We start from the raw sequence: 24,940 nt of genomic DNA, 5'->3' as shown, positions 1-24,940 counted from the left end.
CTATAACATTAAAAAACGTAACGTCGGAATCCCGAACCAGGACCTGAGTTACGCAGCGTTCTAAATCACCCGCCGAGCTATGCCAACAATCGAGACTAGAACCGAACCCATGGTGCTCAACATGGGGCCTCATCATCCCTCTATGCATGGCGTCCTTCGCCTGATGGTGACCCTCGATGGAGAGAATGTGGTGGACTGCCAGCCCGTCATTGGTTATTTGCATCGCGGCATGGAGAAAATTGCCGAGAATCGCTCCAATATTATGTTTGTTCCCTACGTCAGTCGTTGGGACTATGCCGCTGGTATGTTTAATGAGGCGGTGACGGTCAATGCCCCGGAGCGCCTGGCGGACATTCAGGTTCCTAAGCGGGCGAGCTATATTCGCGTGGTGATGCTAGAGCTCAATCGCATTGCCAATCATTTACTGTGGCTGGGGCCTTTTTTGGCAGATGTGGGTGCCCAAACTCCCTTCTTTTATATCTTTCGAGAACGAGAGCTGATCTACGATCTGTTTGAAGCCGTAAGCGGGATGCGGTTCATCAATAATAATTATTTCCGCATGGGAGGCGTGGCCGCGGATTTAACTTATGGCTGGGTGAGCAAGTGCCTCGACTTCTGTGATTACTTCTACGACAAGGTAGAGGAGTATGAACAGCTCATTACCAATAACCCCATCTTTCGGCGGCGCCTGCAGGGCTTGGGGACCATTAGCCGGGAAGAGGCGATCAATTGGGGGCTGTCGGGGCCCATGCTGCGAGCCTGTGGCGTTGACTGGGACCTGCGCCGGGTGGATCACTATGAGTCCTACGACGACTTTGACTGGGAGGTGGCCACTGAAACCGATGGGGACTGCCTGGCGCGCTATCTGGTTCGCATCAAGGAAATGCGCGAGTCCATTAAAATTATCCGCCAGGCCCTGGAGCATCTGCCTGGGGGGCCCTACGAAAACCTGGAGGCGCAGCGGATGCTGGAGGGCAAAAAGTCTCAGTGGAATGAGTTTGACTACCAGTATTTAGGCAAAAAGCTGCCTCCTACCTTTAAGATTCCGGAAGGGGAGCTGTATGCCAGGGTGGAAACTGGGAAAGGAGAGCTGGGAATTTATCTGATTGGGGATAACAACATCTTTCCCTGGCGCTGGAAAATCCGCGCTCCAGATTTCAACAATTTGCAGGTTCTGCCGCAGCTCTTGAAGGGAAAGAAGGTGGCTGATATTGTCGCTATCCTGGGCAGCGTAGATGTGATTATGGGGTCCGTCGATCGCTAAGTGCTTTGGCTGGCTTCGGGGGGGAGCCGAGAAAAAACCGATAGGCTGTTCAGGGCCTATCGGTTCTTAATGTTCCCCATTACACTCGACAATCGGTCGAGATAGTTGAACTATGACATCTTGAGAGGACCCACCCTAGCGCCTGGGTCACCGTCTGGGCGTGATCTTCCTCCCGTCGGCCCAAGGAAATGCGGTCAAGGGCTGTGGCCCCTATTCCCAGGTCCCAAGGACCCAAGGATGGGAGTCCCTATTTGCAATTGGTTGGCAAGAATGGGGTTGGGGCATGCGCCCGGTCTCTCTCCGGGATCTGGAGGGGGAAAGGAGATGGCGGATGATTGAGCCTCAGGATTTTTCAAAGATTTAGTTACGAGGATTGATGAAGGGATTTATCGCAGCTTATTATTGAGACATAGTTTCAAAATACTGGGATCAAAACTTGGAAACGGGTGAGAGTTTTCGCCCCTTAGGGTTCCTTTGGTTCCTAGGAATGCTGACCTAGCTATGACCGACGACTTTATTCTGCAGCTGCAAACTCTCAGGAAGTCCTATGAAAAGGCCACCACCCCGGCGGTTGATGGCGTTTCTCTGGATCTGGCACCTGGTAATATCCTGGGACTCTTGGGACCTTCGGGCTGTGGCAAAACTACCCTGTTACGCCTTATTGCGGGATTTGAGAAGCCCGAGGCTGGTCAAGTGATCTTAAATGGCCAGATTGTGGCTGCCTCCCATCGATTTGTTCCCCCTGAAAAGCGGCAGATCAGTATGGTGTTTCAGGATTTTGCCCTGTTTCCCCATCTGACTGTGGCCCAGAATGTTGGGTTTGGCCTGGTTCCTGGTCAAGGGCGGTTATGGCGATCGCGCTTGAGTCCTGTTCAACGGCAGCGGGTCAAGGAAGTGCTCCAACTGGTGCGCCTTCAGGATCTAAGCGGTCGCTACCCCCACGAGCTCTCCGGAGGACAGCAGCAGCGGGTGGCCCTAGCGCGGGCCTTAGCGCCCCGACCCAGCTTGATTTTGCTCGATGAACCCTTGAGTAATTTAGATGTTCAGGTGCGGCTGCGCCTGCGGGAGGAACTGCGGCGAATCCTCAAGGACTCTGGTTCCACGGCGGTGTTTGTCACCCATGATCAAGAGGAAGCCATGGCCTTGGCCGATGAAATTGCGGTAATGCGGTGTGGTCTGATTGAACAGCGGGGCACCCCGGAATCCATCTATCTCCATCCCCACACGCCCTTTGTGGCGGAGTTCGTCTCCCAGGTTAATTTTCTGAGGGCCAACTATGGGCAGCAGGGCTGGCAGACTGAGGTGGGCCTCTTTCGGCCCCAAATGCTAGTCGCTTCCCCCCGTCAGACCCAAGATGAAACTGGTCTCTTGATGATTCGTGAGGAGGATCTGCAGTTGAGGCCCGATCCGCAAGGAGAGGTTACCATCTGCGATCGCCAGTTTTTGGGGCGAGAATATCGCTACTGTCTCAGAACTGCCTCTGGGCAAGAACTGCATGCGCGCTGCGCCGATGATCAGCCCTGGTCCATTGGCACAACAGTCTCCGTCTCTGCGCCCCTAGCCTCTCTGCAGGTCTTCCAGGCGGAGGCCGCCGGAGCGTCCTTGCGATAGAAAATGCTAGGGGCGATCTTGCTGAAGCTCCTCGGCGTAGAGATCGGCTAAGGACTGGTGCTGGCTGCGTCGTGATTCCCGGCGATACTTTTTTTGCTCCAGCCGCGGTTCGCGCTCCTGTTTGCCATGGCGGCGGACCTTCGTTTTGGTCTGAGACTCCTCACGACCGGAGTGAAGAGAGGGATCATACTGGGCTGTAATCTCCTCAAGTAACTGGACGTAGTGATCATACCGTTCCCAACCCTTGTCAAGGACGCAGCCAGGTTCCTGGAGATGCTGGCAGTCATTAAAGTGGCAGGATTGATGATTGAGCTGGCGCTGGATTTCTGGAAAGAGTTGGGCCAGATCCCCCGGATGAATGGGTAAGTCGGGCTGGTTAAATCCGGGGGTATCTGCCAGTAAGCCCCCCTGGGGCAGGTTAAACAGCTCAGTATGGCGGGTGGTGTGACGCCCCTGGTGCCATCGCTGCGAAACCAGGCCAGTGCGTAGGTTCAGGTGCGGAATTAGGTGGTTAATAAGGCTGGATTTGCCCACGCCCGAAGGCCCAGACAGAACGGTCAGTTGCCCTTGCAGCTGTTCCTGAACTTCTCCCAGGCCCTGTTCGTTAACCAGACTCAAGGCGATGGCTCGATAGCCCCATTGCTGCAGGCGATCGCACCAGTCCCGCTGCACCGCCTCAGGAACAAGGTCCGCCTTGCTCAGCCCCACCCCAATTTGCATCCTGGTTTGCTGAGCGGTCAGGAGAAATCGCGTTAGCTGCAGGGGATCAATCTCTGGCTGGGCCAGAGAAAACACCAGGAAAATTTGGGTGGCGTTGGCCACGGGAGGACGAGCCAGCATCGTCTGACGCGTCAAGACGGCGCTAATGGCGCCTCGACCACCGGTCCAGTCGGGATCTTCCACCTGGACGCGATCGCCCACCATCACGGATTGACCTAGCTTCTTCAGCAAGGCCCGTCTTGTACACAGCAGAGAATTCGTGGATTCCAGGTCCTCTGAGCCCCAATCTAGGGGATCGTCTAGACGAACCTGGTAGAAATTGGCCTGCACCGCGGTCACCGTTCCGAGGCGGGAACAGCCATTGCTCCCCTCGCGCTTAGATCCGGGCATGGTCTTTCTGGACATGGCCCTTCACAACGTTCTCCCAGGTCGCTGCACTGTCAGGATATAAAATCCTGATTGCTCCTGGATCTCTTGAATTGGGTAGCCCTCGATCTTGAGGCTATCGGGAACCTGTTCAATGGGCTCGCCGGGGTCTAAAAGAATCCGCAGAACAGACCCTGGCGGCAACTGCTGCAGCTTTAACTTGGCGCGGATAAAATTAAGCGGGCAGGGGGTTCCCCGCAGGTCTAGAGAGTCCTCCAGTCCTGAGACCGGGTCGGTATCCTTCATCGACCGAAAAAGCCTCCCAGAAACCCTTCGCCCGTGCCATTGTTGCCCACCTTATCACCCCGCAGAGCCACGATCTTCTCCAGGAGTTCCCGCTCCTCGGTGGAAATTCTCGTGGGAATATCAACCTTCACCGTAATTAAGTGATCGCCGCGACTGACGGCGTTGCCCAAGCGCGGGACGCCCATATTCTCCAAGGTTAGGACGGTGTGGGATTGAGTGCCTGCCGGAATGGTTAGCTTTTTCTCCTTCTCCACCGTGGACACCATCACCTCAGCTCCTAAAATGGCCTGAAGATAGCTGATTTTTATCTCCGAGAGGATGTTGTTGCCTTCGCGCCGGAATTCGGCATCATCCTTCACGAACAGGTAGACGTAGAGATCGCCGGGCGGCCCTCCCTTTTGGCCTGCATTTCCCTCATTGGAAACCCGCAGGCGCGTTCCTGTATCGACCCCTGCTGGAATTGTAATTTTGAGCTTTTTGCTCACCTGCACCTGACCGCGACCACCGCAGGCATCGCACTTTTCTGAGATGGTTTGGCCTTCACCATTACAGGCGGGGCAAACGGACACCTGGGTAAAGCTGCCAAAGGGAGTTCGGGTTGCCCGGCGCACTTGCCCGGCGCCCTGGCAAGTGCCACAGGTTTGGGCTCCTTTGCCGCCTGCACCTTGACAGGAGGCACAGGATTCTAGGTGATTGATGCGAATCTGCTTCTCGCCGCCAAAAATAGCCTCTCGAAATTCCAGGCGCAGGTCATAGCGCAGATCCTCGCCGCGGGTCGGCCCGGCTCGCCGTCGCCCGGATTGCGGTCCCCCGACGCCGCCAAACCCACTGAAAAAGGTTTCAAAAATATCGGCAAAGCCGCCCATGTCCCCGAAATCTTGATAGCCTGCTCCCGCTGCAGACTTGACCCCGGCTTCTCCAAAGCGATCGTAGCGAACCCGCAACTCTGGTTCCGAGAGCACCTCGTAGGCTTCGTTGACTTCCTTAAACCTTTCCTCTGCCCCTTCATCCTGATTGACATCTGGATGATACTTTCGAGCCATTCGGCGATAGGCTCGCTTTAATTCGTCTTGATCGGCATTCCGGGAAACGCCAAGGACTTCATAGTAATCTCGGGCCATAAACCGCGAATCCAGCTAGTCAATATCACAAAAGTACACCATCGGCTCGACAAACGGAGGTGCGGAGTTCCCTAATTCGCGCTCAGGATTTAGTCCACCGTTTCGTAATCTGTCACAATCGTCTCATCCGCATCCTCTAGAAAATCATCCTGGGCGTCAGCTTTGATGGTTTCAGTCGGATCCCAGGTTCGGCCGGCGGCTTCGGGGTCCCCATCTTCTTCATTAAAGGTCAAAAATTCTGGTGGGTCTTCCGGTGCGCCCACGGGTGAGCCGTAGCTGGACAGGTCCTGAGCGGGGGTGCCATTTTTTGAGGCCCCATAGATTGATGTACTCTCGGTCGGATAGGCCCTTGAGGGGGCTGGGGAAGCCGCCGCGGGCGCAGCTTGGTAGAGGCCTGCCCCCAGAGAATAGAGGATTTGCTGCAGGGTAGCTAGGTGCTGCTTAATCCTTTCAACTGGCACCTCGGGCTCGGTCAAGAGTTGCTGGAGGGCCTGGGACTGCTGCTCAATTTGAGCGGTGAGTTGGGAATCGAGCTGGGCACCACTTTCCTTTTTAAGGCTCTGATAATTGTACAGCAGCGTATCGAGCTGGTTCCGATACTGGGCTAGCTCGTACTGCTTTTTGTCATATTCCGAGTAGAGTTGAGCTTCCTGACGCATTTTTTCTACCTCCAGGCTGCTCAACCCGCCCGTATTGGAGATCCGAATACTTTGGGCGCGTCCGGTTCCTTTATCCGTGGCAGAGACGTTCAAGATGCCGTTGGCGTCAATGTCAAAGGTGACCTCAATTTGAGGAACTCCCCGCGGGGCTGGCGGAATGCCGGTGAGTTCGAACTTGCCTAGACAGCGATTATCTCTAACCATGGCTCGTTCGCCTTGGTAAACCTGAACTTCCACGGTGGTTTGTCCATCGGTGGCCGTTGAGAAGGATTGTGATCGGCTGGTGGGCAGGGTTGTATTGCGCGGAATGATTTTTGTGAACACGCCCCCAAGGGTTTCGATGCCCATGGACAGGGAGGTGACATCTAACAGCAGTAGATCCTTGACTTCCCCGCCCAGAACACCTGCTTGAATGGCTGCACCTAGCGCCACGGCTTCGTCGGGGTTGACCGATCGGTCGGGCTTGATCCCGCCAAAGAAGGTTTGGACTGCCTGCTGCACGGCCGGGATCCGGGTGGACCCCCCCACCAAAATGATTTTATCGATATCGCTGGAGTGAAGGCCGCTATCCTTGAGGGCCTGCTCCACCGGCAGTAGGGTTGCTTTGAGTAGATCCGCCACCAGTTCTTCAAACTTGGCACGGGTCAGCTCCATTTCTAAGTGCTTGGGACCGGTTTCATCCGCTGTGATAAAGGGGAGATTGATGGAGGTGGTAATGGTAGCTGAAAGCTCGATTTTTGCCTTCTCCGCTGCCTCACGCAGCCGCTGCAGCGCCATCTTGTCGCTGGCTAAGTCAATCCCCTCCTGGTTCTGGAAAAAGGCTAGCATCCAGCGCAGGATGGCTTCGTCAAAGTCATCCCCGCCCAGATGATTGTTGCCAGAGGTGGCCTTAACCTCGAAGACGCCGTCGCCCAATTGTAAGATGGAGACATCAAAGGTGCCTCCACCCAGGTCAAAAACCAGAACGATTTGATCTTGATCTTGCTTGTCCAATCCGTAGGATAGGGATGCGGCGGTGGGTTCGTTGATAATGCGCAGAACCTCTAGCCCTGCAATGGTGCCGGCGTCCTTGGTGGCCTGACGCTGGGCATCACTAAAGTAGGCGGGAACCGTAATCACCGCTTGATTCACGGTTTCTCCCAGGTAAGTTTCCGCATCTTGCTTGAGCTTTTGCAGGATCATGGCGGAGATTTCCTGCGGCGTGTAGGATTGCTGTCTGATTTTGACATCAACGGTGCCATCTCTGCCGGTGACGCATTGATAGGCCACGCGATCGCGCTCAATCTCCGTTTCTTCCCACCGCCGTCCAATAAAGCGCTTAATGCTGAAGATGGTATTCTCTGCGTTGGTGACGGCTTGGCGCTTGGCCAGTTGTCCCACCAATCGCTCCTCAGATTTACCAAAGCCAACGACGCTGGGGGTTGTGCGCCCTCCCTCAGAGTTGGTGATGACAACGGGTTGTCCACCTTCTAATACGGCAACGCAGGAGTTGGTTGTTCCGAGGTCGATTCCGATAACCTTGCCCATAGCTTTTGCTTAAATTCAGCAACAAAAAGTAGAAATAAATAGCCCCTGAAGGAGAGTGAGCACCGTTTATTGCGGGGGGCGAGAAAACTCGGGAGAATCCCTAAAGGTCCCTAGGCCTGAGCTTCTTGGGAGCTTTCAGAGACTTCTGCGGAGTCGGCCTCATGGCTGTCTGTTTCAGTGGGGGCCGCAACCCGAACCATGGCATGACGAATCACCTGATCACCTAAAATATACCCTCGCCGCAATTCCTCAATAACGGTATCTTCCGGATATTCGCTGGTGGGCTCTCGCATGACCGCCTCGTGGAGGTTGGGATCAAACAGCTCTCCTTCGGCCCGCATGGGAGAAACCCCCAGCTTCTTTAAACAGTCCACTAGCTGTTTGTAGATGCCCTGGTAGCTTTTGTGAATATTGCTTTCCCCCTCGGTTTGCGGCTTGATTTGGGATCGTGCCCGTTCAAAGTTATCAATCACGGGCAACAGTTCAATAATGGTGTTGCACTTTGCCCGCGCCTCGAACTCGGCCTTCTCCTTGGTGGTCCGCTTGCGATAATTGTCAAAGTCTGCGGCTAGGCGCATGTACTGACCAGTGCGATCCTCTAGCTGTAGCTTGACTGACGTTAGCTCCTCGGATAATGCCGAGGGCGGCTCTGGACTCGGGGGTGTATCGACTGGGTCAACGGTCATGGCGGGCTCTTCCCCCTGAGAGGCTTCGGGGGCGACCGGATGCTCCATATCCGCAGGTGAGTGCATCGTTTCCTCCGCAGATAGCTCTGTTTCGGTGGCTAAATTGTCGATAGGGGTTGATTCCTCATTCATTCGATTCATTCATCCTTGAGTGCAGTTTCAACATTAAAGACTATATATATAGTAAAGCCATCCGTTTAGGGGGGCTTCCCTCACCTGAGGAGCCTTTTTTGAGTTGAGTCCTGTCAGTTTTGCCTCGCCTCACTCATTTTGCCCATTCCCACTCAAAAGTGGACAAGTTTCCGAGACTCCTCCAAGATTGTCAGAAAAGAAGCCCAATATGGGCAATCTTTTAGGTAAGGCAAAATGGAGACAATGGGCAGGAATGTTCGTAGCCTCTCACTCCGCTCAATGTTCCGATGGAATTATCGCTCACCCATTCAATTCACCCATTTAAAAAGTCCTTGGTGCTCAACAGACTATGACCCATTCTTCTTCTTCCCGTCGTGCTCTGATCACTCGTCAGAATTTCTCTCCGTTTGGCAACAAGCTGATTGAGACGGGGTTTCTGAATCAAGATGAGATGCGGCAGGCGACTTTGGAAAGTCGGCAAACGGGGCGATCGCTGATTGAAATTATCCAGAGAATTACTGGACGCGAGCTTTCCCCGGAGCTGATTCGGCAGTATAAGCGTCAGCAGCTCTTTGAGCTGAAGATTATCTACGGCGTTGACTCCCTGGACCCAGAGCTGCGCGAGATTTCCACCGACCAAATTGAGTCTTTAATTAATCAGCTGCTCCCGCTGGAGCTGTGTCGTCGTCACCAACTGGTGCCCATTTCCCTCCATGAGGAACGCGATCCCCCCGATATTCTGGTGGCGATGGTGGATCCGGACAACCTGCGTGCCCTGGATGACTTGGGACGGATACTCAGGCCGAAGCAGCTCTCCCTGCGCCGCATGGTGATTACCGCGGATGACTACCAAAAGCTCATTCAACCCTATCTAGATCGAGAGGCGGCCAATCAGGATAAATCGGCGGCGGCTAAGGATATTGACCTCTCTAAGGACCTGGAGGGCTTTGGTGATCTCCAGGAGCTAGAGGATGAAGATGGGGATTCGAATCTAGATGAGGCTCTGCAAGATGCCGACTCAGCTCCCATCATTAGTCTGGTGAATAAAATTCTGGCCAAGGCTCTGCAGGAAAAGGTGTCCGATATTCACATCGAGCCCCAAGACGGGGAGTTGCGCATTCGCTTTCGCAAAGATGGCGTATTGCAAGAGATTTTTGACCCGCTCCCCAAAAAAATTATCCCAGCGGTCATCTCTCGCTTTAAGATTATTGCCAACCTTGACATTGCAGAGCGACGGCTGCCCCAAGACGGACGAATCCGCCGATCCTTCCAGGGCCGAAAAATTGATTTTCGGGTCAATACCATTCCTTCGCGCTACGGCGAGAAAGTGGTTTTGCGGATTTTAGACAACAGCGTCACCGAGTTGGGGCTCGATAAGCTGATCTCTGATCCAGATTGGCTCTCGATTGTTCAGGAAATGGTGAAGCGCCCCTTTGGACTGATTTTGGTCACAGGGCCGACAGGGTCGGGTAAAACCACCACGCTTTACTCCGCCTTGAGCGAGCGTAACGACCCCGGAGTTAACATTTGTACCGCAGAAGATCCCATTGAATATACGCTGCCGGGGCTCACCCAGGTGCAGGTGATTCGGGAAAAGGGGATGGATTTTGCCTCCATTTTGCGGGCCTTTCTGCGGCAAGATCCCGACGTGATTCTGGTGGGTGAGACGCGGGATAAGGAAACCGCTAAAACTGCCATCGAAGCGGCCTTGACCGGTCACCTGGTTTTGACCACGCTTCATACCAACGATGCCGCTAGCGCCATTGCGCGTCTGTCGGAGATGGATGTTGAACCCTTCATGGTGTCTGCCTCCTTGATTGGCGTGGTGGCTCAGCGTCTGGTGCGGCGAGTGTGCACGGACTGTCGCATTCCCTATCAACCGAGTTCCGATGAACTGGCTCGCTTTGGATTGACGGTTTCTGCGGGAACCGATATCACCTTGTATCGGGCCAACACCCTAACGCCTGAGGACATGAAACATTCATCCACCTCCCAGGTGTGCCCCACCTGTAAAGGGGTGGGGTATCGCGGCCGTTGCGGGGTCTATGAAATTATGCAGATCACTGAAAACCTGCAGTCGCTGATCACAGAGGGGGCCCCGACGGAACGCATTAAGGAGGTGGCGGTGGAGGAGGGCATGCAGACCCTCTTGGCCTATAGCCTCAACCTGGTGAAGCAGGGCATGACCACCTTGGAAGAGGTTGAGCGGGTCACCTTTACCGATAGCGGCCTAGAGTCCGAACTCAAGGCCAAGCGGAAAAGTTCCTTAACCTGTCGCGTGTGTGAAGCCACTCTTCAGCAGGAGTGGCTCGAGTGCCCGTTCTGCCTGACGCCGCGGTTTGAAGAATAGAGGGCTAGCCCCACTCTCAGGCCGGGATGACAATATTAGCGTTTAAGCAAATTTTGGGAGGATAACCATGGACTACATGATTGAAGACTTGATGGAGGAAGTTGTTGAGCGGGGGGGATCAGATTTGCATCTCTCGGCGGGTTTACCGCCCTACATCCGCATTAATGGCAAGTTGACGCCAACGGATTATCCCCCCTTGAGTCCTGAGCAGTGCCAGCGCCTGATTTTTAGCATGCTCAACAATACCCAGCGTAAAACCCTGGAGCAAACCTGGGAATTGGATTGCTCCTATGGAGTGCGCGGCCTGGCGCGCTTTCGGGTGAATGTTTACAAGGACCGCGGCACCTACGCGGCGGCTTTGCGTGCCCTTAGCTCGAAGATTCCCACCATTGAGGCTCTAGGGCTGCCCAATATTGTTCGCGAAATGTCTGAAAAGCCTCGAGGACTGATTCTCGTCACGGGACCCACCGGGTCTGGGAAATCCACAACCTTGGCCTCAATGATCAATAACATCAACATGACGCGGGCCGAGCATATTCTCACCGTGGAAGATCCCATTGAATTTGTCTACGAGCCGCTGAAAAGTATCATCCACCAGCGACAGGTGGGGGAAGATACTAAGAGCTTTGCCAATGCGCTGCGCGCCGCCCTGCGAGAAGATCCAGATGTGGTCCTGGTGGGGGAGCTACGGGATTTGGAAACCATTCAGCTAGCCATCACCGCTGCCGAAACGGGGCACCTGGTATTTGGCACCCTGCACACCAGTTCGGCTGCCCAAACGGTCGATAGAATGGTGGACGTTTTTCCTCCAGAACAGCAGACTCAGGTTCGCGTTCAGCTTTCTAACTCCTTAGTGGCAGTGTTCAGCCAAACCCTGGTGCCGCGGATGAACCCCAAGCCCGGAGAGTTTGGACGGGTGCTTGCTCAGGAAATTATGGTGGTTACCCCCGCGATCGCCAACCTGATTCGGGAAGGAAAGACCTCTCAGATTTATTCCGCCATCCAAACTGGGGGCAAACTCAGTATGGTCACTCTGGAGAAGGTGCTGGCTGAGTTGTACAAAGCCGGCGCCATTTCCTTTGAATCTGCCATGTCGAAAACCTCCCGAGCTGACGAACTTCAGCGTCTGATTGGGGCTGGCCCTGTTGGGGTGGCAGCGCCTGAAAAAGCCATGAACTCGACTTATCGTCGTCGTTAAAGAGAAGCAAAATGCCCACATACGTCATTAAAGCCCGAGATGCCCAAGGGCGCTCTCGCCAGCAAAAAGTTACCGCTAGCTCTGCCCGCGAGGCTCGCACGAACCTGTCGAAACGTGGACTCCAGATCCTTGAAATCAAGGAATCTCAGGGGTTTAGCGCCGGGTCGGAAATTGATTTGAGCTTTCTCAATAAGATCACGGTGAAGGATAAGGCCCTGTTTTCCCGTCAGTTTGCTGCCCTAGTGAATGCGGGGGTTGCCTTGGTCCGGGGATTGGGCGTCATGGCTGAGCAATGCCGCAACCCCAAGTTGAAAAAAATTCTGCTGCAGATTAATACCAACGTGCAGCAGGGGATGTCCCTTTCCGATGCGATGCGTCCCCATCCCCAGGCCTTTGACCAACTGTACGTGGCGATGATTCAGGCGGGCGAGACCGGTGGGGTTCTCGATGAAGTTCTCAATCGTCTCTCCAAGCTGCTAGAAGATCAAGCGCGCTTGAGCAATCAAATTCGTTCGGCCCTAGCCTATCCTGTGATTGTGACTATCATTGCGGTCACCATCTTTTTAGGAATGGTCATTTTCCTGATTCCTGTGTTTGATGGCATCTTTAAGCAGTTGGGTGGGAGTCTGCCTCCCTTTACCCAATTGATGGTTAACCTCAGCGAGTTTTTGAGAAATCCTCTCTACGGATTCATCTCGATTGCTTTTTTTGTGGGGGCTTCAATTTTACTCGCCCAATATTACAAAACCCCCTCTGGACGTTTGAATATTGACCGATTCATGCTGAAACTCCCGCTGTTTGGAGATCTTATCCAGAAAACAGCCGTTGCTCGCTTCTGCCGCACCTTTGGCTCTCTGTCTCGCTCGGGGGTTCCCATTTTGACCTCCCTGGAAATCGTGCGAGATACCGCTGGAAATCAAGTGATTTCAAATGCGGTGAATGAGGCGCGTAAGGAAGTGCAGGGGGGCGGCATGCTCAGTTTAGCGCTTCAGAAAGAGAAGGTATTTCCGCCCCTGGCGACTCAGATGATTAATGTGGGGGAAGAGACGGGGGAAATCGATAAAATGCTCATGAAGGTGGCTGATTTCTACGAAGATGAGGTGGAACAGGCTGTTAAGGCCTTAACCAGCATCATTGAACCCCTTATGATTGTGGTCCTCGGGGGCATGGTTGGCTCAATTCTGGTGGCGATGTACCTACCCATGTTCAAGATCTTCGATCTGGTGGCCTAGGGGTCAGGCGGAAGCTATGGCAGAGGATTTAGAAATTGTGCGATCGCTGCTGGGCAAGCTGCATGAGTAGCACATGGGTGGCTCTCTCTGGCTCTCCAGGCTGGGGATGCTGCTGGGTATAGGTTCCGTTGGGGGTCAGTTTCCAGGCCTGGCGATTGTCACTGAGGAAGATATCTAGCAGTTGTTTAAGATATTGGGCCAGATCGCTGCTGTAGATGGGAACCACCGCTTCAACCCGGCGATCTAGGTTTCTGGGACGCCAGTCTGCGCTGCCCATAAACACGTGGGGAGCCCCGCAGTTGTGAAAGTAAAAGATGCGATCGTGCTCTAGAAAGCGTCCAATAATGCTAATGACGCGAATATTCTCGCTAAATTCAGGGATGCCCGGAATTAGACTACAGATGCCCCTCACAATTAAATCGACCTTCACCCCAGCTTGGGAGGCCAGATAAAGGGCTGCAATCAGCTTGGAGTCGATGAGAGAATTCATTTTGGCAATGATTCTTCCCCCCCGTCCCTGCTGTTGATGCTCAATTTCTTGCTGAATGAGGGTCATCATGCGATCGCGGAGATTGTGGGGAGCCACCAGCAACCTCCGATAGGCATGCTGGCGGGAATATCCGGTGAGATAGTTAAACAAATCCGTTAGATCGGCCCCAATTTCGTCATTGCACGTAAAAAGTCCTAGATCCGTGTACAGGCGTGCGGTTTTCGGGTTGTAGTTTCCCGTACCGATATGGCAATAACGTCGAATCATCGGGCCTTCTCGCCGCACCACCAGCGCAATTTTTGTGTGGGTTTTGAGCCCCACTACCCCGTAGACTACATGGACGCCCACCTGCTCCAGTTGCCGAGCCCAGAGGATATTGTTCTCCTCATCAAAGCGGGCCTTTAGCTCCACCAGCACCACCACCTGCTTGCCATTCTCGGCCGCTGCAATCAGGGCACTGACGATGGGAGACACAATCATGGAATCTCCCGAGGTGCGGTACAGGGTCATCTTAATCGTAATCACATCAGGGTCGTAGGCTGCTTCTTCAACAAACCGCTGGACCGAAGCGCTAAAGGAATCGTAGGGATGATGGGTTAACAAATCGCGGTCCTGGATGATATCAAAAATACTCTGACCCTCCTCCCGTCCCTTGGCGACCACGCTGGTGCTGCTCAGGGGAGAATTGGAGCTGCTTCGTAACGGCTTCAGGTTTGCCAGCCGGGTCGGCACCACGGGGGACCAAGGCTCATACTTGAGATGGGGAAGATTTAAGGCCGCGAGGGAAAAGAGGTCATTGAGTCGCACCAGTCCCTCAACCTCGTAGATGTCAATATCTCCTAAATCTAGATCCTGCTTGAGGGATTGCAAGATATTGGCGGGCATTCCGGCTAAGACCTCAAGGCGAACCACTGATCCAAAGCGGCGTTTACGCAGCTCTTCTTCAATGGCGAGCAGCAGATCATCCGCTTCATCTTCCTCTAGGGCAATATCCGAATTTCGGGTAATGCGAAATAGGTAGCTGCCCTCAATATTCATCCCTGGAAACAGGTCTTGCAGATGTTGGGAGATTACCTGCTCGATGGATATCCCACACCAGTGAATTGCACCCTCCGTGCTGGCTAGATCTGAGGTTGGAAGCTGAACAAACCTTGGCAGCTTATCGGGAACTTTAATGCGGGCGAAGTGAGGCTCACCAGATTGAGAATCGGTCACGACCACCGCCAGATTAAGGCTGAGGTTGGAAATATAGGGAAACGGATGGCTTGGGTCAACGGCAAGGGGGGTCAGAACCGGAAAAATTTGAGTTCTAAAGTACTGCAATAGATAGTAGGTCTGCTCGGGACCTAAATCTTGATAGTCTCGAATTAAGATTCCCTCCTGTTCTAGGGCCAAACGAAGATCCTGGGTGAAGTACTGGTGCTGACGAACTACCTGGGGCAGCAACTCGTGGCGGATGGCTTCCAGTTGCTGCTCGGGTGTGAGTCCGTCCCGAGACCGCTGGGTGACTTGAGCCTCCACCTGTTGTTTAAGTCCGGCCACTCTCACCATGAAATATTCGTCTAGATTGGTGCTAAAAATAGCCAGGAACTTAAGCTTCTCCAGCAAGGGGGTGCGATCGTCAAAGGCTTCATGCAGTACGCGCTCATTGAACCAAAGCCAGCTCAATTCACGATTTAAAAACAAATTGGGCTGATCCAGGATATTTTGAATCGCTGCCGGGGAAAGGCTGCTGGAATCCTCTGCGGGCTCTGACTCTAGCAAGGGAGAACCATTGCGATGTAGATCCGGAGTTGCTTGGGCTCGGACCTGCTCCGCCTCAGTCTGGGAGATGGAGCTACTGGCCGTGGTCACCGGAATCTTCAGCCTTCGACAGGTCTCAAGGACCTGGGCCGAGGAAACCTGTAGCTCTTGAGCCAGTTGATAGATGCGAACGGTAGCAGAACCCATGGTAGATCTCCTTGAGGTAGTGATGACGAAACAACTCAGGCCCTCCGCCCAAAAGACGGACCGGGGGGAGTTTACGGGGACACTTTACCTGGGTTAAGTGATTGAGGATGTAGTCCATAGATGACTTGCGTCTCCAAGGGATAGCTGCCCAGGTCCGCCAGCGCCTCTGCTGTTAACTGAGTCCGGTCGAGCTGGACCTGCAGCATTTTCAACGCGTCCATGCCGGGAGTGACCAAAAATTCTAGGGTTTGAATGGTAGACCATTGGCTCAGAGCCTTGATGATATGGGCGATCGCCTGGCGGTAGGGATGCTGTGGTTGCTTAAACCAGGTGGGATCTGCCACATTAGGTTGATCAAAGCCAATGTGCACGATCAGATCAGGATTTTCAAACAGGGCCGTGGCCACCGGGCGAGTTTCCTCTTGGACGAGGAGGTGACTATTGCGGGCAATTTGACGAATCTTTTCCAGCCGATGGTAGCGCTGCTGAATCTCTAGGTTCTCCTCCACCCATTGGAGGGCCACCGTGACCAGATAGGTTTGCAGCAGCAGGTGGCCTAGCTTCTCTGCCTTGGTGGTGAGATAAGTCATATTATAGGGCGTGGCTTCGATGAGCAGCGGCACGCGATCGACCACCTCCAGGCCATACCCTTTCAGCCCGGCAATCTTGCGCGGATTATTGGTGATCAGACGAATTTTATGAATGCCTAGATCATTGAGGATCTGGGCGCCAACGCCGTAATTGCGTAAATCAGCAGGAAATCCAAGTCGTTCGTTGGCTTCAACGGTGTCCAGGCCCATATCCTGCAATGAATAGGCCTTGAGCTTGTTAATAAGGCCAATGCCGCGACCCTCCTGGCGCAGATAGACCACTACGCCCTCTCCTGCCGATTCGATCATTTTGAGTGCCGCCTGAAGCTGCATGCGGCAGTCACAGCGCAGCGATCCAATCGCATCTCCCGTCAGGCATTCCGAATGGACCCGCACCATCACTGCCTGGTCCGCAAAGTTTTCCGGATTTCCCTTCACAATCGCCACATGGTCTGAGTTGTCCAGGGCATTGCGGTAAGCATAAATTTGAAACTGACCAAACTCAGTGGGCATGTCTGCAACGGTTTCCCGATGGACAAACCGTTCATGCTGAAGACGATAGCTAATGAGATCGGCAATGCTGATGATCTTGAGCTGGTGATCTTTGGCGTAGGCCATCAGCTCGGCCAGCCGCGCCATGGAACCATCGGGGTTTTGAATTTCACAGATAATCCCCGCCGGGTATAGGCCGGCCAGCTGGTTGAGATCAATGGCAGATTCGGTATGACCCGCCCGCTCAAGTACACCGCCCGCCTTCGCTCGAATCGGAAAAATATGGCCAGGCCGACGGAGATCCTCGGGTTTGGTTGCCGCGTTAATGGCCACCTGAATGGTTCTGGCCCGATCCTCTGCTGAAATTCCGGTGGTGACCCCCATTTGCGGTCCGGCGTCAATGCTGAGGGTGAAGGCCGTTTGGTTGCTATCGGTGTTGTTGCTGACCATGAGGGGCAGATCAAGCTCATCCAATCGCTCCCCGGTCATCGCCAGGCAGATCAAGCCCCTGGCGTTCACCGCCATGAAGTTGATCATCTCCGGCGTAACAAACTGAGCCGCGCAGACCAAATCACCTTCATTCTCGCGATTTTCATCATCAACCACGATGATGGCATGACCCGCCTTGAGTTCTGCTAGGGCTGCTTCGATCGAGTCAAAGCGAATTTCATCGCGAATTTCATCAGTGGAACTGTAGTCGTTAGTCAAGTGAACAATACCGTTAACTTTTATAAATGTCTCCTATCCCAATCTTATTCGTTTTTGCAGAGGGTTTTCAGCCCCTTGGGACAACTCAAGGGATACCGGTCCTTGATGGGCTAACGCCCCGGCGCAGCAAAGGTGCGATTCGACCGATGCGATCTAGGGTCTAGATTTCTTTGGCAATGAACTCAAGCATCCCGGCCAGAGCCTTAGTATAATTTTGGCTTAACCGTCTAGGATAGTCGGGTAACACAAACCGGTTGCACAAATTAAGGTGGGTTGAATGGGGACTGAGTCAAAACTGTCGGTGGCAATTGTGGGGGCCTCGGGATACGGCGGTGTGCAACTGGTGCGGCTTCTGCACGCCCATCCGCGCATTGCCCTGACCTACTTAGGGGGCAACAGTAGTGCGGGCCGATCCTTTACGGATCTGTATCCCCAACTGGCCCCATTTGTGGATCAAGTGATTGAACCCATTGATCTCGATGTTATTGCGGAGCGTGCCAAAGTGGTCTTTTTAGCGCTCCCCAATGGCCTGGCTCAGGGCATGGCCCCGACGCTGTTGGAAAAAGGCTGCATCGTGTTTGATCTGTCCGCAGATTATCGGTTTCGAAATTTGCAGACCTACGAAACCTGGTACAAATCTGCCCGTTCAGACCATAGTGTGGCCCAGGAAGCCGTGTATGGCCTGCCTGAGCTGTTTCGCGATCGCATTGCCACGGCTAATTTAATTGGCTGCCCTGGCTGCTACCCCACCGCTAGCTTGTTAGCCCTGGCTCCCCTCCTGAAACAGGGATTGATTCAGTTAGAGAGCGTGGTCATTGATGCCAAGTCTGGCACCTCGGGCGGTGGACGTCAGGAAAAGCTGCATTTGCTTCATTCCGAATGTGACAATACCCTATCAGCCTATGGGATTGCCCATCATCGCCATACCCCGGAAATTGAGGAGGTTGCCTCCACCTTAGCGGGCCAGAACGTTATCTTGCAGTTTACGCCCCACCTGATTCCGATGACGCGCGGTATTTTGGCCACCGTTTACTGTACGATGCGCGATCCGGGTCTGGTGCGGGAGGACATCTTAACGATTTACCGGGCCTTTTACCGTCAATCCCCCTGGGTGCGGCTGTTGCCGAGCGGAATTTATCCATCGACCAAGTGGGCCTGGGGAACCAACGCCTGCTACCTTGGAATTGAGCTGGATGAGCGCACCGGACGGGTGATTGTTTTGTCTGCCATTGACAACCTCATGAAAGGTCAGGCTGGCCAAGCCCTTCAGGCACTCAACCTCAGAATGGGCTGGGACGAAACGGAGGGGTTGCCTGACCTGTCATTTTATCCATAGCTCACCATGACCCTGCCTCCATCCAACCCGATTGTTCAACTGGGAAACCCGATCCTGCGGGCGATCGCGGCACCGGTTTCCCTGCCCCTATCGCCCGCGCTTCAAGCCACGGTTCGCCAGATGCAGGCGCTCATGGAGTCCCACGCTGGCGTTGGCATTGCGGCCCCGCAGGTGGGTGTTTCACTGCAGATTATTATTGTGGCCTCCCGTCCCACCCTGCGCTATCCCACCGCTCCTTCCATGCCGCCTCTGCCCATGATTAACCCCTGCATTGTGGAACGCTCACCGAATCAGGTGACCGGATGGGAAGGCTGCTTGAGTGTGCCGGGTTTACGGGGCTCCGTGCCGCGATTCCAGGCGGTGACGGTGGAGTACTGCGATCTTGCCGGAAGGTTTCATTGTCAGTCCTTTGATGGCTTTGTGGCGCGTATTATTCAACACGAGTGTGATCATCTCCTGGGAAAAGTGTTCCTAGATCACATTAATTCGGAGCAGGTTATGAGCGAGTCGGACTATTTCAAACAGGAGGAATGGGGGCCTGTTGCGGGTTAGGGTTGGCGATGACGGGTCAGTTCAATGGCCACCGAGCCGCCAAAGTTGGGAATGGGGGGAGCCTCCTTAATTAAGGTCAGGGTAACTCCTTGGACCCTAGGTGATTCCAAGAAGATCTGATCTAGGATGGCCAGGGCCAGGCTCTCAATAAGATTGCTCCGGTGAGACGTGATCAGGTGCTGCGTCCTTTGGATGATGTCTCGGTAGTCCATCGTATCCTGGATCTGGTCGCTGTGGGCAGCAAGGCTGAGATCTGTCTCCAGGGTTAGGTGAACTCGAAACCACTGCCCCAGAATTTTTTCGGCTTCAAAATAGCCCACATAGCCATAGCCCCGGATATCGCGGATGTGAATTTTGTCCATAGAATTATTCCATAGAATTATAGAGGAGCCCTGAAGGGGTTGATGACCCTGGCGATCGCCAGATCCCTCGGGATTCCTGCTAGAATCAGCGGGACACCGGAGGAGCGTGCAAGCACTACAAAAACTGGCCCCGGGGGCGCGGACCCGATTCATGGCTATGGATTTAGAACCGCTTAAGCCAGATCCCAAGCAAACGTAGCGAATAACGTTCAGCAAATCACGTTCTAGGTGTTTTCTTGGACTTCCCCCTAGGGAATAATAAGGGCGCAGCCTGCGCTTCCCTGCTCAGCTAAGTTCCCCACCCCGCGCCGATTTTAACCTACTGTTCTAACGATTGTTCCTATGCCTGGTTCGCAGCTCACTTCGGAGAAACCTCCCCCAAAACCTGGGAGAAGGGTGGTGATTGGCGATGTTCACGGGCACTATGACGGCTTAATGCGACTGATTGACCTGATTCAGCCGACCTCAGCCGATGAGCTATATTTCCTGGGCGATCTCGTTGACCGAGGACCTAAAAGCTACCAAGTTGTTGAATTCGTTAAGAGCAGCGGCTACCAGTCTCTGCGGGGGAACCACGAGGAGCTGATGATTGCAGCTTGCAACCCGGCTGATCATGATTTCATGGCCTTTCAGCTTTGGGTTACCTGCGGGGGGCGGCAAACCCTGGAGAGCTATTCGTCCTCGGCTCAGATCCAGGGACATATCGCCTGGCTAGAAACCCTTCCCCTATATCTGGACCTGGGAGACTACTGGCTGGTTCACGCGGGGGTTCACCCCCACAAAAAGCTAGATCAGCAAACCTCAGAGGAGTTTTGCTGGATTCGTCACGAGTTCCATCGCATGTCTCGCCCCTATTTTGAACATAAAACCATTATCACCGGGCATACTATTACCTTCACCCTTCCCAATGTGGGACCGGGGCAAGTGGCCCAGGGAACGGGCTGGCTGGGAATCGACACGGGTGTGTATCACCCTAAGAGTGGTTGGCTCACGGCCTTAGATGTCTTGGACCAACAGGTTTACCAGGTGAATGTGTTTAGCCACCAAACCCAGGTCTTAGCCCTGGAAGCCGCCCTGGCATCGATCTATCCCCAATCCCTGCACACTAGTTTTTGAACGTATGGGCAGGGATTAGGCACTAGATTCTCTGGGGCTTGAATTAATGGGCCACGGCGGCTTGAGAAACGAGCCGATCATAGGTCGCCCTCATTTTTAGACCCGTAAGCACTTGAAATAAACCTGATCCGTTGTTGGATCCTGGGTAGTCTTTGTGCTTGAGCAGGAGCTCTGTCATCTCACCGTAATGTTTGGTGCTGGTGTTACTCAGGTGACTTTCAATGTAGATGACTTCATCGAGCTTTTCAAACTGCCCATCCACCTCCAAGACCGAAACGCTGTTGCCATAGTATTCATCCGGTCCATAGGCCAGTTTGATACCGGGATAGGAGCAGGTTAACTTCCGGCCACAGGGAATCCAGTTAATGGTGGATCCTTCATCGAAAAGATAGACCGGTTCGAAGCCGCTGACCCCATCCTTTTGAATGAGACGAACGCGCAAAATGCCACCCACCTTTTCCTCTTTCACGAGCTGGGTCGGTAGGATCTGGATAACGACGTCGGCGTATTTTTTCTGAGGATCAATATAGGCTTCGAAGTCTGGTCGTCTGGCATTAATTGAGGCTAAGACATCATCGTAGGAATGGCCGCGTTCAGCCATATCGCGCTGGATTTTCCAGGCAATTTTGACCTCATCGCTGATGTCTAAATAGACGCTGAAGTCAAGGAGTCCGCGAACCCGCTCATCGTGCAGGGGATGGAGACCTTCAATGACAACGACATGATTGGGTTCAATCCTTTCCGGGGGGTCAATGCGCCCGGTTTCATGGTTGTAAATGGGTTTGTCAATGGCCTGGCCTGACTTGAGGGCCTTGATCTGCTCATACATCAAATCAAAGTTGTTGGCCCGGGGGTCTAGGGCCGTAATGCCAGTTTCCTTGCGCTGATATCGATCAAGGCTGTGATAGTCATCGAGACAAATCACCGTCATGAACTGCTCCCCGAATAGATCTTCTAATCGACGCAAAAAAGTTGATTTGCCACATCCAGAATCTCCGGCAACCCCGATTAGAATCACTCGCTCAGGTTTACTGATCATAACTCCGTTTCCCTCTTAACTCTAACTTCATGCAGTAGATGACCTTGACGCTATTCCCTGTAGGAAAACGTTGCTAGGCTCCCTAATCCCTTATAGATATTACCGAAAAATGGTAGTTTCTACGTAATCTTGCTGGGGGGATCTGGTGGGGACGGATCGGTCCTGATCGGTCCTGATCGGACAGAATTTTAGGTTTGCGCATCGCCGAGGACCCATATCCTAGGATTGCTGCTTGGAGTTGCCCAGGTGTTGCAGGAAAATCTGAATAGTCAACGCCAGCAGGCCTAAAGCTGCTAGGCTGAACAGCCCCGTTGCCATGGCACTCACTCCAACCACCAGGGTGCGCACGGCTGCGGAAATATTTTGGGAAAATTGACTGCTGGAGAGACTGGGATGGGTGGCAAAGGAGAGGGCAATGGATTGGGTGAGCCGATAGAGCAAAACCCCTAAGAACCCGGCAATCAATGCGCCCCCAAGGGGACGTAGGGGAGAAAGCGGGGCGTCTGCCGCTGGATTAGGCGGATCCAGGTCGCGGTTAGGCGGCTGTGGGCTGGGGGGCTGGGGGGCTGGCTCGGTCATCGACGATAAATTTATCCTTACGACAGGTCGGGAGCCAGAGACGTCGCCCATGGGCGCTCCACGGTTGGGCTCCATAGTGGGGTGCACTAGATAGTGGGTTGCATTAGACAGTTGTACTATACCAGTCCAAAGGAGGCTCCTGGGGCTGCGGGGGCAGTTCGCCCTCGCGGCATCTCCCTCCCCCCGCCGCACCGGAATAAAAAGCCCCCAGAGCTTAAGTTCTGGGGGCTGGCAGTGATTAACCGGGGTCCCGCATCCAGGGGAAGGTCCCCCTTGTGGGCGGTTTAGTTACTTACTTTCTGAAAATTCGGCATCAATGACATCGTCATCGGCACCGCTGGAGCTAGCGGGTTCTCCGCCCATATCAGGGGCGGCCCCGGTGCCCATATCGGGGGCGGCTCCGCCCTGCTGATACATTTCAGCTCCGATCTTGTAGATGGCTTGCTGCAGTTCCTCCGTGATGGACTTGATCTTATCGGTGTCTTCTGCTGCGATCGCATCCTTCAGCTCCTGGATCAGGCGCTCTGCATTGGATCGGTCCGCATCGGAAACCTTATCGCCAAAGTCACTGAGCTGCTTCTCTGCTTGATAGACCAAGGCATCGGCCTGGTTCTTGGCATCAATTTTTTCCCGACGCTCCTTGTCCACAGAAGCATTCTGCTCGGCATCTTGAACCATGCGGCTCACCTCGTCATCGGAGAGGGTAGAAGCACCGGTGATGCTGATGGACTGTTCTTTTCCAGATCCCTTATCCTTTGCCGTAACGTTCAAAATCCCGTTGGCATCAATGTCGAAGGTGACCTCAATTTGGGGCACGCCGCGAGGAGCCGGCGGAATCCCATCGAGCCGGAAGGTTCCTAAGCTCTTGTTGTCCTTAGACATCTCACGCTCCCCTTGCAGAACGTGAATTTCAACGTTGGTTTGCCCATCCACGGCGGTGGAGAAGACCTCAGATTTTTTGGTGGGAATGGTGGTGTTCCGGGGAATGAGCTTTGTCATGACGCCGCCCAGGGTTTCAACGCCCAAGGAAAGCGGTGTCACATCCAACAGCAGGATATCCTTCACCTCACCGGCGAGGACCCCGGCTTGAATGGCCGCTCCCACCGCCACAACTTCATCAGGGTTGACGGTTTGGTTAGGCGCTTTCCCCAGCACCTTCTTGACCACTTCTTGCACCGCTGGGATACGAGTGGATCCTCCCACGAGGACCACTTCGTCGATATTTCCCTTGTTGAGCTTGGCATCCTTGAGAGCATTCTCCACGGGGATGGCGCAGCGATCGATGAGATCGGAGCACAGTTCCTCAAATTTGCCGCGGGTGAGGGTCATATCCAGGTGCTTCGGTCCATCCTGGGTTGCGGTGATAAAGGGCAGATTGATCTCGGCTTGGGAGACGCTAGAGAGCTCAATCTTGGCCTTTTCCGCCGCTTCGGTCAGCCGTTGCAGGGCCTGTTTGTCCTTGCGCAGGTCAATTCCTTCCGATCTTTGGAACTCCTCGGCCAGATAGTCCACAATTTTTTTGTCGAAGTCGTCTCCACCCAAGTGGGTATCCCCAGAGGTTGAGAGAACCTCAAAAACGCCGTCGCCCACTTCCAGGATGGAAACGTCGAAGGTTCCGCCCCCAAGGTCAAAGACCAGAATGGTTTCGTTGCTCTTCCTGTCCAGTCCGTAGGCCAGGGAGGCTGCGGTGGGTTCGTTGATGATCCGCTTCACTTCCAGGCCCGCAATTTTTCCGGCATCTTTGGTGGCCTGCCGCTGAGAGTCATTGAAGTAGGCCGGAACCGTGATCACAGCTTCGGTGATCGTCTCGCCGAGGTACTTGCTGGCATCGTCCACCAGCTTGCGCAGCACCTGGGCAGAAATTTCCTCCGGGGCAAACTGCTTGTCCGCTGCCGGGCATTCCAGCTTCACGTTCCCGCTTACATTGGAAACGCCATAGGACACTTCCGTCGTTTCGTGGGTCACCTCGTCGAAGCGTCGCCCAATGAATCGCTTCACCGAATAGAAGGTGTTTTCGGGGTTCATGACCGCCTGGCGCTTGGCAATTTGCCCCACAAGGCGATCGCCATTCTTCGCGAAGGCCACCACCGATGGCGTGGTGCGAAATCCTTCTGCATTTGCGATGACCGTTGGCTTCCCCCCCTCCATTACCGCAACGCAGGAGTTGGTGGTTCCCAAGTCAATTCCAACTACTTTAGCCATAGGATGCTACAGGCTCCTTAACGAATTACTTACTGATTTCAAAACGTCTCTGCTGAGTCTCCCAGTTGCTGGGGATTTGCCCAGACCTACTGTAATAGCCGCAGCTGTCACCCTGGGCCAAACGTTTGCGGCGGACGCCTAGTATCACTGGAAACAGTGAAAGCCTCTGTCTATAGTGAGGTTCCTGCTCCTCGTCCTTGAAGGTGTATTTACCGAACCAAGGGTGAGGATAGTACCCATAGAGGCGATCAAGGCGGTCCTGAGCTCGTGTCCCAGCCCCAGACGGATGGTGTTTACTTTCTGAGTGTTTTTTCGGAAGGCGGATGCCACCGGTTTCTGAGGGGGATGAGCT

Annotated in this window: 19 protein-coding genes; 8 read left to right on the top strand and 11 right to left on the bottom strand. The window is 54.0% G+C overall.

Annotated elements, in window-relative coordinates:
- The first annotated feature begins 79 nt into the window (after nucleotides 1–79).
- Nucleotides 80–1,264, top strand: coding sequence for an NAD(P)H-quinone oxidoreductase subunit H (locus tag QQ91_RS11655; RefSeq protein ID WP_166275266.1), 1,185 nt, complete (start codon nucleotides 80–82; stop codon nucleotides 1,262–1,264).
- Nucleotides 1,265–1,765: 501 nt separating this feature from the next.
- Entirely contained in the window at nucleotides 1,766–2,875 is a 1,110-nt protein-coding gene (locus QQ91_RS11650) for an ABC transporter ATP-binding protein (RefSeq protein WP_166275264.1), read from the top strand.
- A gap of 6 nt (nucleotides 2,876–2,881) precedes the next feature.
- On the opposite strand, the gene rsgA is transcribed toward QQ91_RS11650, so the two are convergent.
- The 5 genes from rsgA to grpE all read right to left on the bottom strand — a co-directional run bounded on the left by rsgA (nucleotide 2,882) and on the right by grpE (nucleotide 8,392).
- Nucleotides 2,882–4,000 carry a small ribosomal subunit biogenesis GTPase RsgA gene (gene rsgA / locus QQ91_RS11645; RefSeq protein WP_236095874.1) on the bottom strand — a complete coding sequence of 373 codons (1,119 nt, stop codon included), beginning with the start codon at nucleotides 3,998–4,000 and terminating at the stop codon, nucleotides 2,882–2,884.
- 6 nt (nucleotides 4,001–4,006) lie between these two features.
- Entirely contained in the window at nucleotides 4,007–4,267 is a 261-nt protein-coding gene (locus tag QQ91_RS11640) for a sulfurtransferase TusA family protein (protein ID WP_166275262.1), read from the bottom strand.
- Entirely contained in the window at nucleotides 4,264–5,388 is a 1,125-nt protein-coding gene (gene dnaJ, locus QQ91_RS11635; protein WP_166275260.1) for a molecular chaperone DnaJ, read from the bottom strand. Before dnaJ ends, QQ91_RS11640 begins: the two co-directional genes overlap by 4 nt.
- A gap of 89 nt (nucleotides 5,389–5,477) precedes the next feature.
- Nucleotides 5,478–7,574 carry a molecular chaperone DnaK gene (dnaK, locus tag QQ91_RS11630; protein ID WP_166275258.1) on the bottom strand — a complete coding sequence of 699 codons (2,097 nt, stop codon included), beginning with the start codon at nucleotides 7,572–7,574 and terminating at the stop codon, nucleotides 5,478–5,480.
- 110 nt (nucleotides 7,575–7,684) lie between these two features.
- Nucleotides 7,685–8,392, bottom strand: a complete 708-nt coding sequence (gene grpE / locus QQ91_RS11625; protein WP_201277093.1) for a nucleotide exchange factor GrpE — start codon at nucleotides 8,390–8,392, stop codon at nucleotides 7,685–7,687.
- A 349-nt stretch (nucleotides 8,393–8,741) separates the two neighbouring features.
- Between grpE and QQ91_RS11620 the strand changes: the two genes are divergently transcribed.
- The 3 genes from QQ91_RS11620 (at nucleotide 8,742) to QQ91_RS11610 (ending at nucleotide 13,172) form a co-directional block, all read left to right on the top strand.
- Complete coding sequence (locus QQ91_RS11620; protein ID WP_166275254.1) at nucleotides 8,742–10,742, top strand: GspE/PulE family protein; 2,001 nt, start codon at nucleotides 8,742–8,744, stop codon at nucleotides 10,740–10,742.
- A gap of 67 nt (nucleotides 10,743–10,809) precedes the next feature.
- Nucleotides 10,810–11,940 carry a type IV pilus twitching motility protein PilT gene (locus QQ91_RS11615; RefSeq protein ID WP_166275252.1) on the top strand — a complete coding sequence of 377 codons (1,131 nt, stop codon included), beginning with the start codon at nucleotides 10,810–10,812 and terminating at the stop codon, nucleotides 11,938–11,940.
- Nucleotides 11,941–11,951: 11 nt separating this feature from the next.
- A complete protein-coding gene (locus QQ91_RS11610) occupies nucleotides 11,952–13,172 on the top strand; it encodes a type II secretion system F family protein (protein WP_166275250.1) in 1,221 nt (406 codons plus the stop codon).
- Nucleotides 13,173–13,200: 28 nt separating this feature from the next.
- Here QQ91_RS11610 and ppk1 read toward each other — a convergent pair whose 3' ends face one another.
- Together ppk1 and ribBA are read right to left on the bottom strand one after the other, a co-directional pair.
- Nucleotides 13,201–15,612: a polyphosphate kinase 1 gene (gene ppk1, locus QQ91_RS11605; RefSeq protein WP_166275248.1), complete on the bottom strand. Its 2,412-nt coding sequence runs from the start codon at nucleotides 15,610–15,612 to the stop codon at nucleotides 13,201–13,203.
- A 71-nt stretch (nucleotides 15,613–15,683) separates the two neighbouring features.
- A complete protein-coding gene (gene ribBA, locus QQ91_RS11600; RefSeq protein ID WP_201277092.1) occupies nucleotides 15,684–17,402 on the bottom strand; it encodes a bifunctional 3,4-dihydroxy-2-butanone-4-phosphate synthase/GTP cyclohydrolase II in 1,719 nt (572 codons plus the stop codon).
- A gap of 277 nt (nucleotides 17,403–17,679) precedes the next feature.
- Here ribBA and argC point away from each other — a divergent pair, with 277 nt between their 5' ends.
- Nucleotides 17,680–18,738, top strand: coding sequence for an N-acetyl-gamma-glutamyl-phosphate reductase (gene argC / locus QQ91_RS11595; RefSeq protein WP_166275246.1), 1,059 nt, complete (start codon nucleotides 17,680–17,682; stop codon nucleotides 18,736–18,738).
- Nucleotides 18,739–18,744: 6 nt separating this feature from the next.
- On the top strand, nucleotides 18,745–19,290 hold the full coding sequence (gene def / locus QQ91_RS11590; protein WP_166275244.1) for a peptide deformylase: 546 nt from the start codon (nucleotides 18,745–18,747) through the stop codon (nucleotides 19,288–19,290).
- Here the strand turns inward: def and folB are convergent.
- Entirely contained in the window at nucleotides 19,287–19,652 is a 366-nt protein-coding gene (folB, locus tag QQ91_RS11585; protein WP_166275242.1) for a dihydroneopterin aldolase, read from the bottom strand. The two genes, def and folB, sit on opposite strands and share 4 nt — an antisense overlap.
- Nucleotides 19,653–19,994: 342 nt before the next feature.
- Between folB and QQ91_RS11580 the strand changes: the two genes are divergently transcribed.
- Nucleotides 19,995–20,768 (top strand): metallophosphoesterase family protein, encoded by a 774-nt coding sequence (locus QQ91_RS11580; protein WP_166275240.1) that lies wholly within the window; start codon nucleotides 19,995–19,997, stop codon nucleotides 20,766–20,768.
- Between the two features lie 43 nt (nucleotides 20,769–20,811).
- On the opposite strand, the gene QQ91_RS11575 is transcribed toward QQ91_RS11580, so the two are convergent.
- The 3 genes from QQ91_RS11575 to dnaK (QQ91_RS11565) form a co-directional block, all read right to left on the bottom strand.
- Nucleotides 20,812–21,807: a phosphoribulokinase gene (locus QQ91_RS11575; protein ID WP_166275238.1), complete on the bottom strand. Its 996-nt coding sequence runs from the start codon at nucleotides 21,805–21,807 to the stop codon at nucleotides 20,812–20,814.
- 219 nt (nucleotides 21,808–22,026) lie between these two features.
- Nucleotides 22,027–22,386: a DUF3082 domain-containing protein gene (locus tag QQ91_RS11570; protein ID WP_166275236.1), complete on the bottom strand. Its 360-nt coding sequence runs from the start codon at nucleotides 22,384–22,386 to the stop codon at nucleotides 22,027–22,029.
- A gap of 288 nt (nucleotides 22,387–22,674) precedes the next feature.
- The gene (gene dnaK, locus QQ91_RS11565; RefSeq protein WP_166275234.1) at nucleotides 22,675–24,588 is read right to left on the bottom strand and encodes a molecular chaperone DnaK; all 1,914 of its coding nucleotides are present in this window, start codon (nucleotides 24,586–24,588) and stop codon (nucleotides 22,675–22,677) included.
- Between the last annotated feature and the right edge of the window lie 352 nt (nucleotides 24,589–24,940).

It is taken from the genome of Lyngbya confervoides BDU141951 (assembly GCF_000817775.3).
GTDB lineage: Bacteria > Cyanobacteriota > Cyanobacteriia > Thermosynechococcales > Thermosynechococcaceae > Lyngbya > Lyngbya confervoides.
Note: the sequence above shows the minus strand (reverse complement) of the source record. Positions and strands in the feature narration are given on the sequence as shown.

Excerpts from the sequence above, each read along its gene's own strand:
- QQ91_RS11655 (WP_166275266.1), top strand. The coding sequence starts at position 80 with ATGCCAACAATCGAGACTAGAACCGAACCCATGGTGCTCAACATGGGG.
- QQ91_RS11650 (WP_166275264.1), top strand. The coding sequence starts at position 1,766 with ATGACCGACGACTTTATTCTGCAGCTGCAAACTCTCAGGAAGTCCTAT.
- rsgA (WP_236095874.1), bottom strand. The coding sequence starts at position 4,000 with ATGTCCAGAAAGACCATGCCCGGATCTAAGCGCGAGGGGAGCAATGGC.
- QQ91_RS11640 (WP_166275262.1), bottom strand. The coding sequence starts at position 4,267 with ATGAAGGATACCGACCCGGTCTCAGGACTGGAGGACTCTCTAGACCTG.
- dnaJ (WP_166275260.1), bottom strand. The coding sequence starts at position 5,388 with ATGGCCCGAGATTACTATGAAGTCCTTGGCGTTTCCCGGAATGCCGAT.
- dnaK (WP_166275258.1), bottom strand. The coding sequence starts at position 7,574 with ATGGGCAAGGTTATCGGAATCGACCTCGGAACAACCAACTCCTGCGTT.
- grpE (WP_201277093.1), bottom strand. The coding sequence starts at position 8,392 with ATGAATGAGGAATCAACCCCTATCGACAATTTAGCCACCGAAACAGAG.
- QQ91_RS11620 (WP_166275254.1), top strand. The coding sequence starts at position 8,742 with ATGACCCATTCTTCTTCTTCCCGTCGTGCTCTGATCACTCGTCAGAAT.
- QQ91_RS11615 (WP_166275252.1), top strand. The coding sequence starts at position 10,810 with ATGGACTACATGATTGAAGACTTGATGGAGGAAGTTGTTGAGCGGGGG.
- QQ91_RS11610 (WP_166275250.1), top strand. The coding sequence starts at position 11,952 with ATGCCCACATACGTCATTAAAGCCCGAGATGCCCAAGGGCGCTCTCGC.
- ppk1 (WP_166275248.1), bottom strand. The coding sequence starts at position 15,612 with ATGGGTTCTGCTACCGTTCGCATCTATCAACTGGCTCAAGAGCTACAG.
- argC (WP_166275246.1), top strand. The coding sequence starts at position 17,680 with ATGGGGACTGAGTCAAAACTGTCGGTGGCAATTGTGGGGGCCTCGGGA.
- def (WP_166275244.1), top strand. The coding sequence starts at position 18,745 with ATGACCCTGCCTCCATCCAACCCGATTGTTCAACTGGGAAACCCGATC.
- folB (WP_166275242.1), bottom strand. The coding sequence starts at position 19,652 with ATGGACAAAATTCACATCCGCGATATCCGGGGCTATGGCTATGTGGGC.
- QQ91_RS11580 (WP_166275240.1), top strand. The coding sequence starts at position 19,995 with ATGCCTGGTTCGCAGCTCACTTCGGAGAAACCTCCCCCAAAACCTGGG.
- QQ91_RS11575 (WP_166275238.1), bottom strand. The coding sequence starts at position 21,807 with ATGATCAGTAAACCTGAGCGAGTGATTCTAATCGGGGTTGCCGGAGAT.
- QQ91_RS11570 (WP_166275236.1), bottom strand. The coding sequence starts at position 22,386 with ATGACCGAGCCAGCCCCCCAGCCCCCCAGCCCACAGCCGCCTAACCGC.
- dnaK (WP_166275234.1), bottom strand. The coding sequence starts at position 24,588 with ATGGCTAAAGTAGTTGGAATTGACTTGGGAACCACCAACTCCTGCGTT.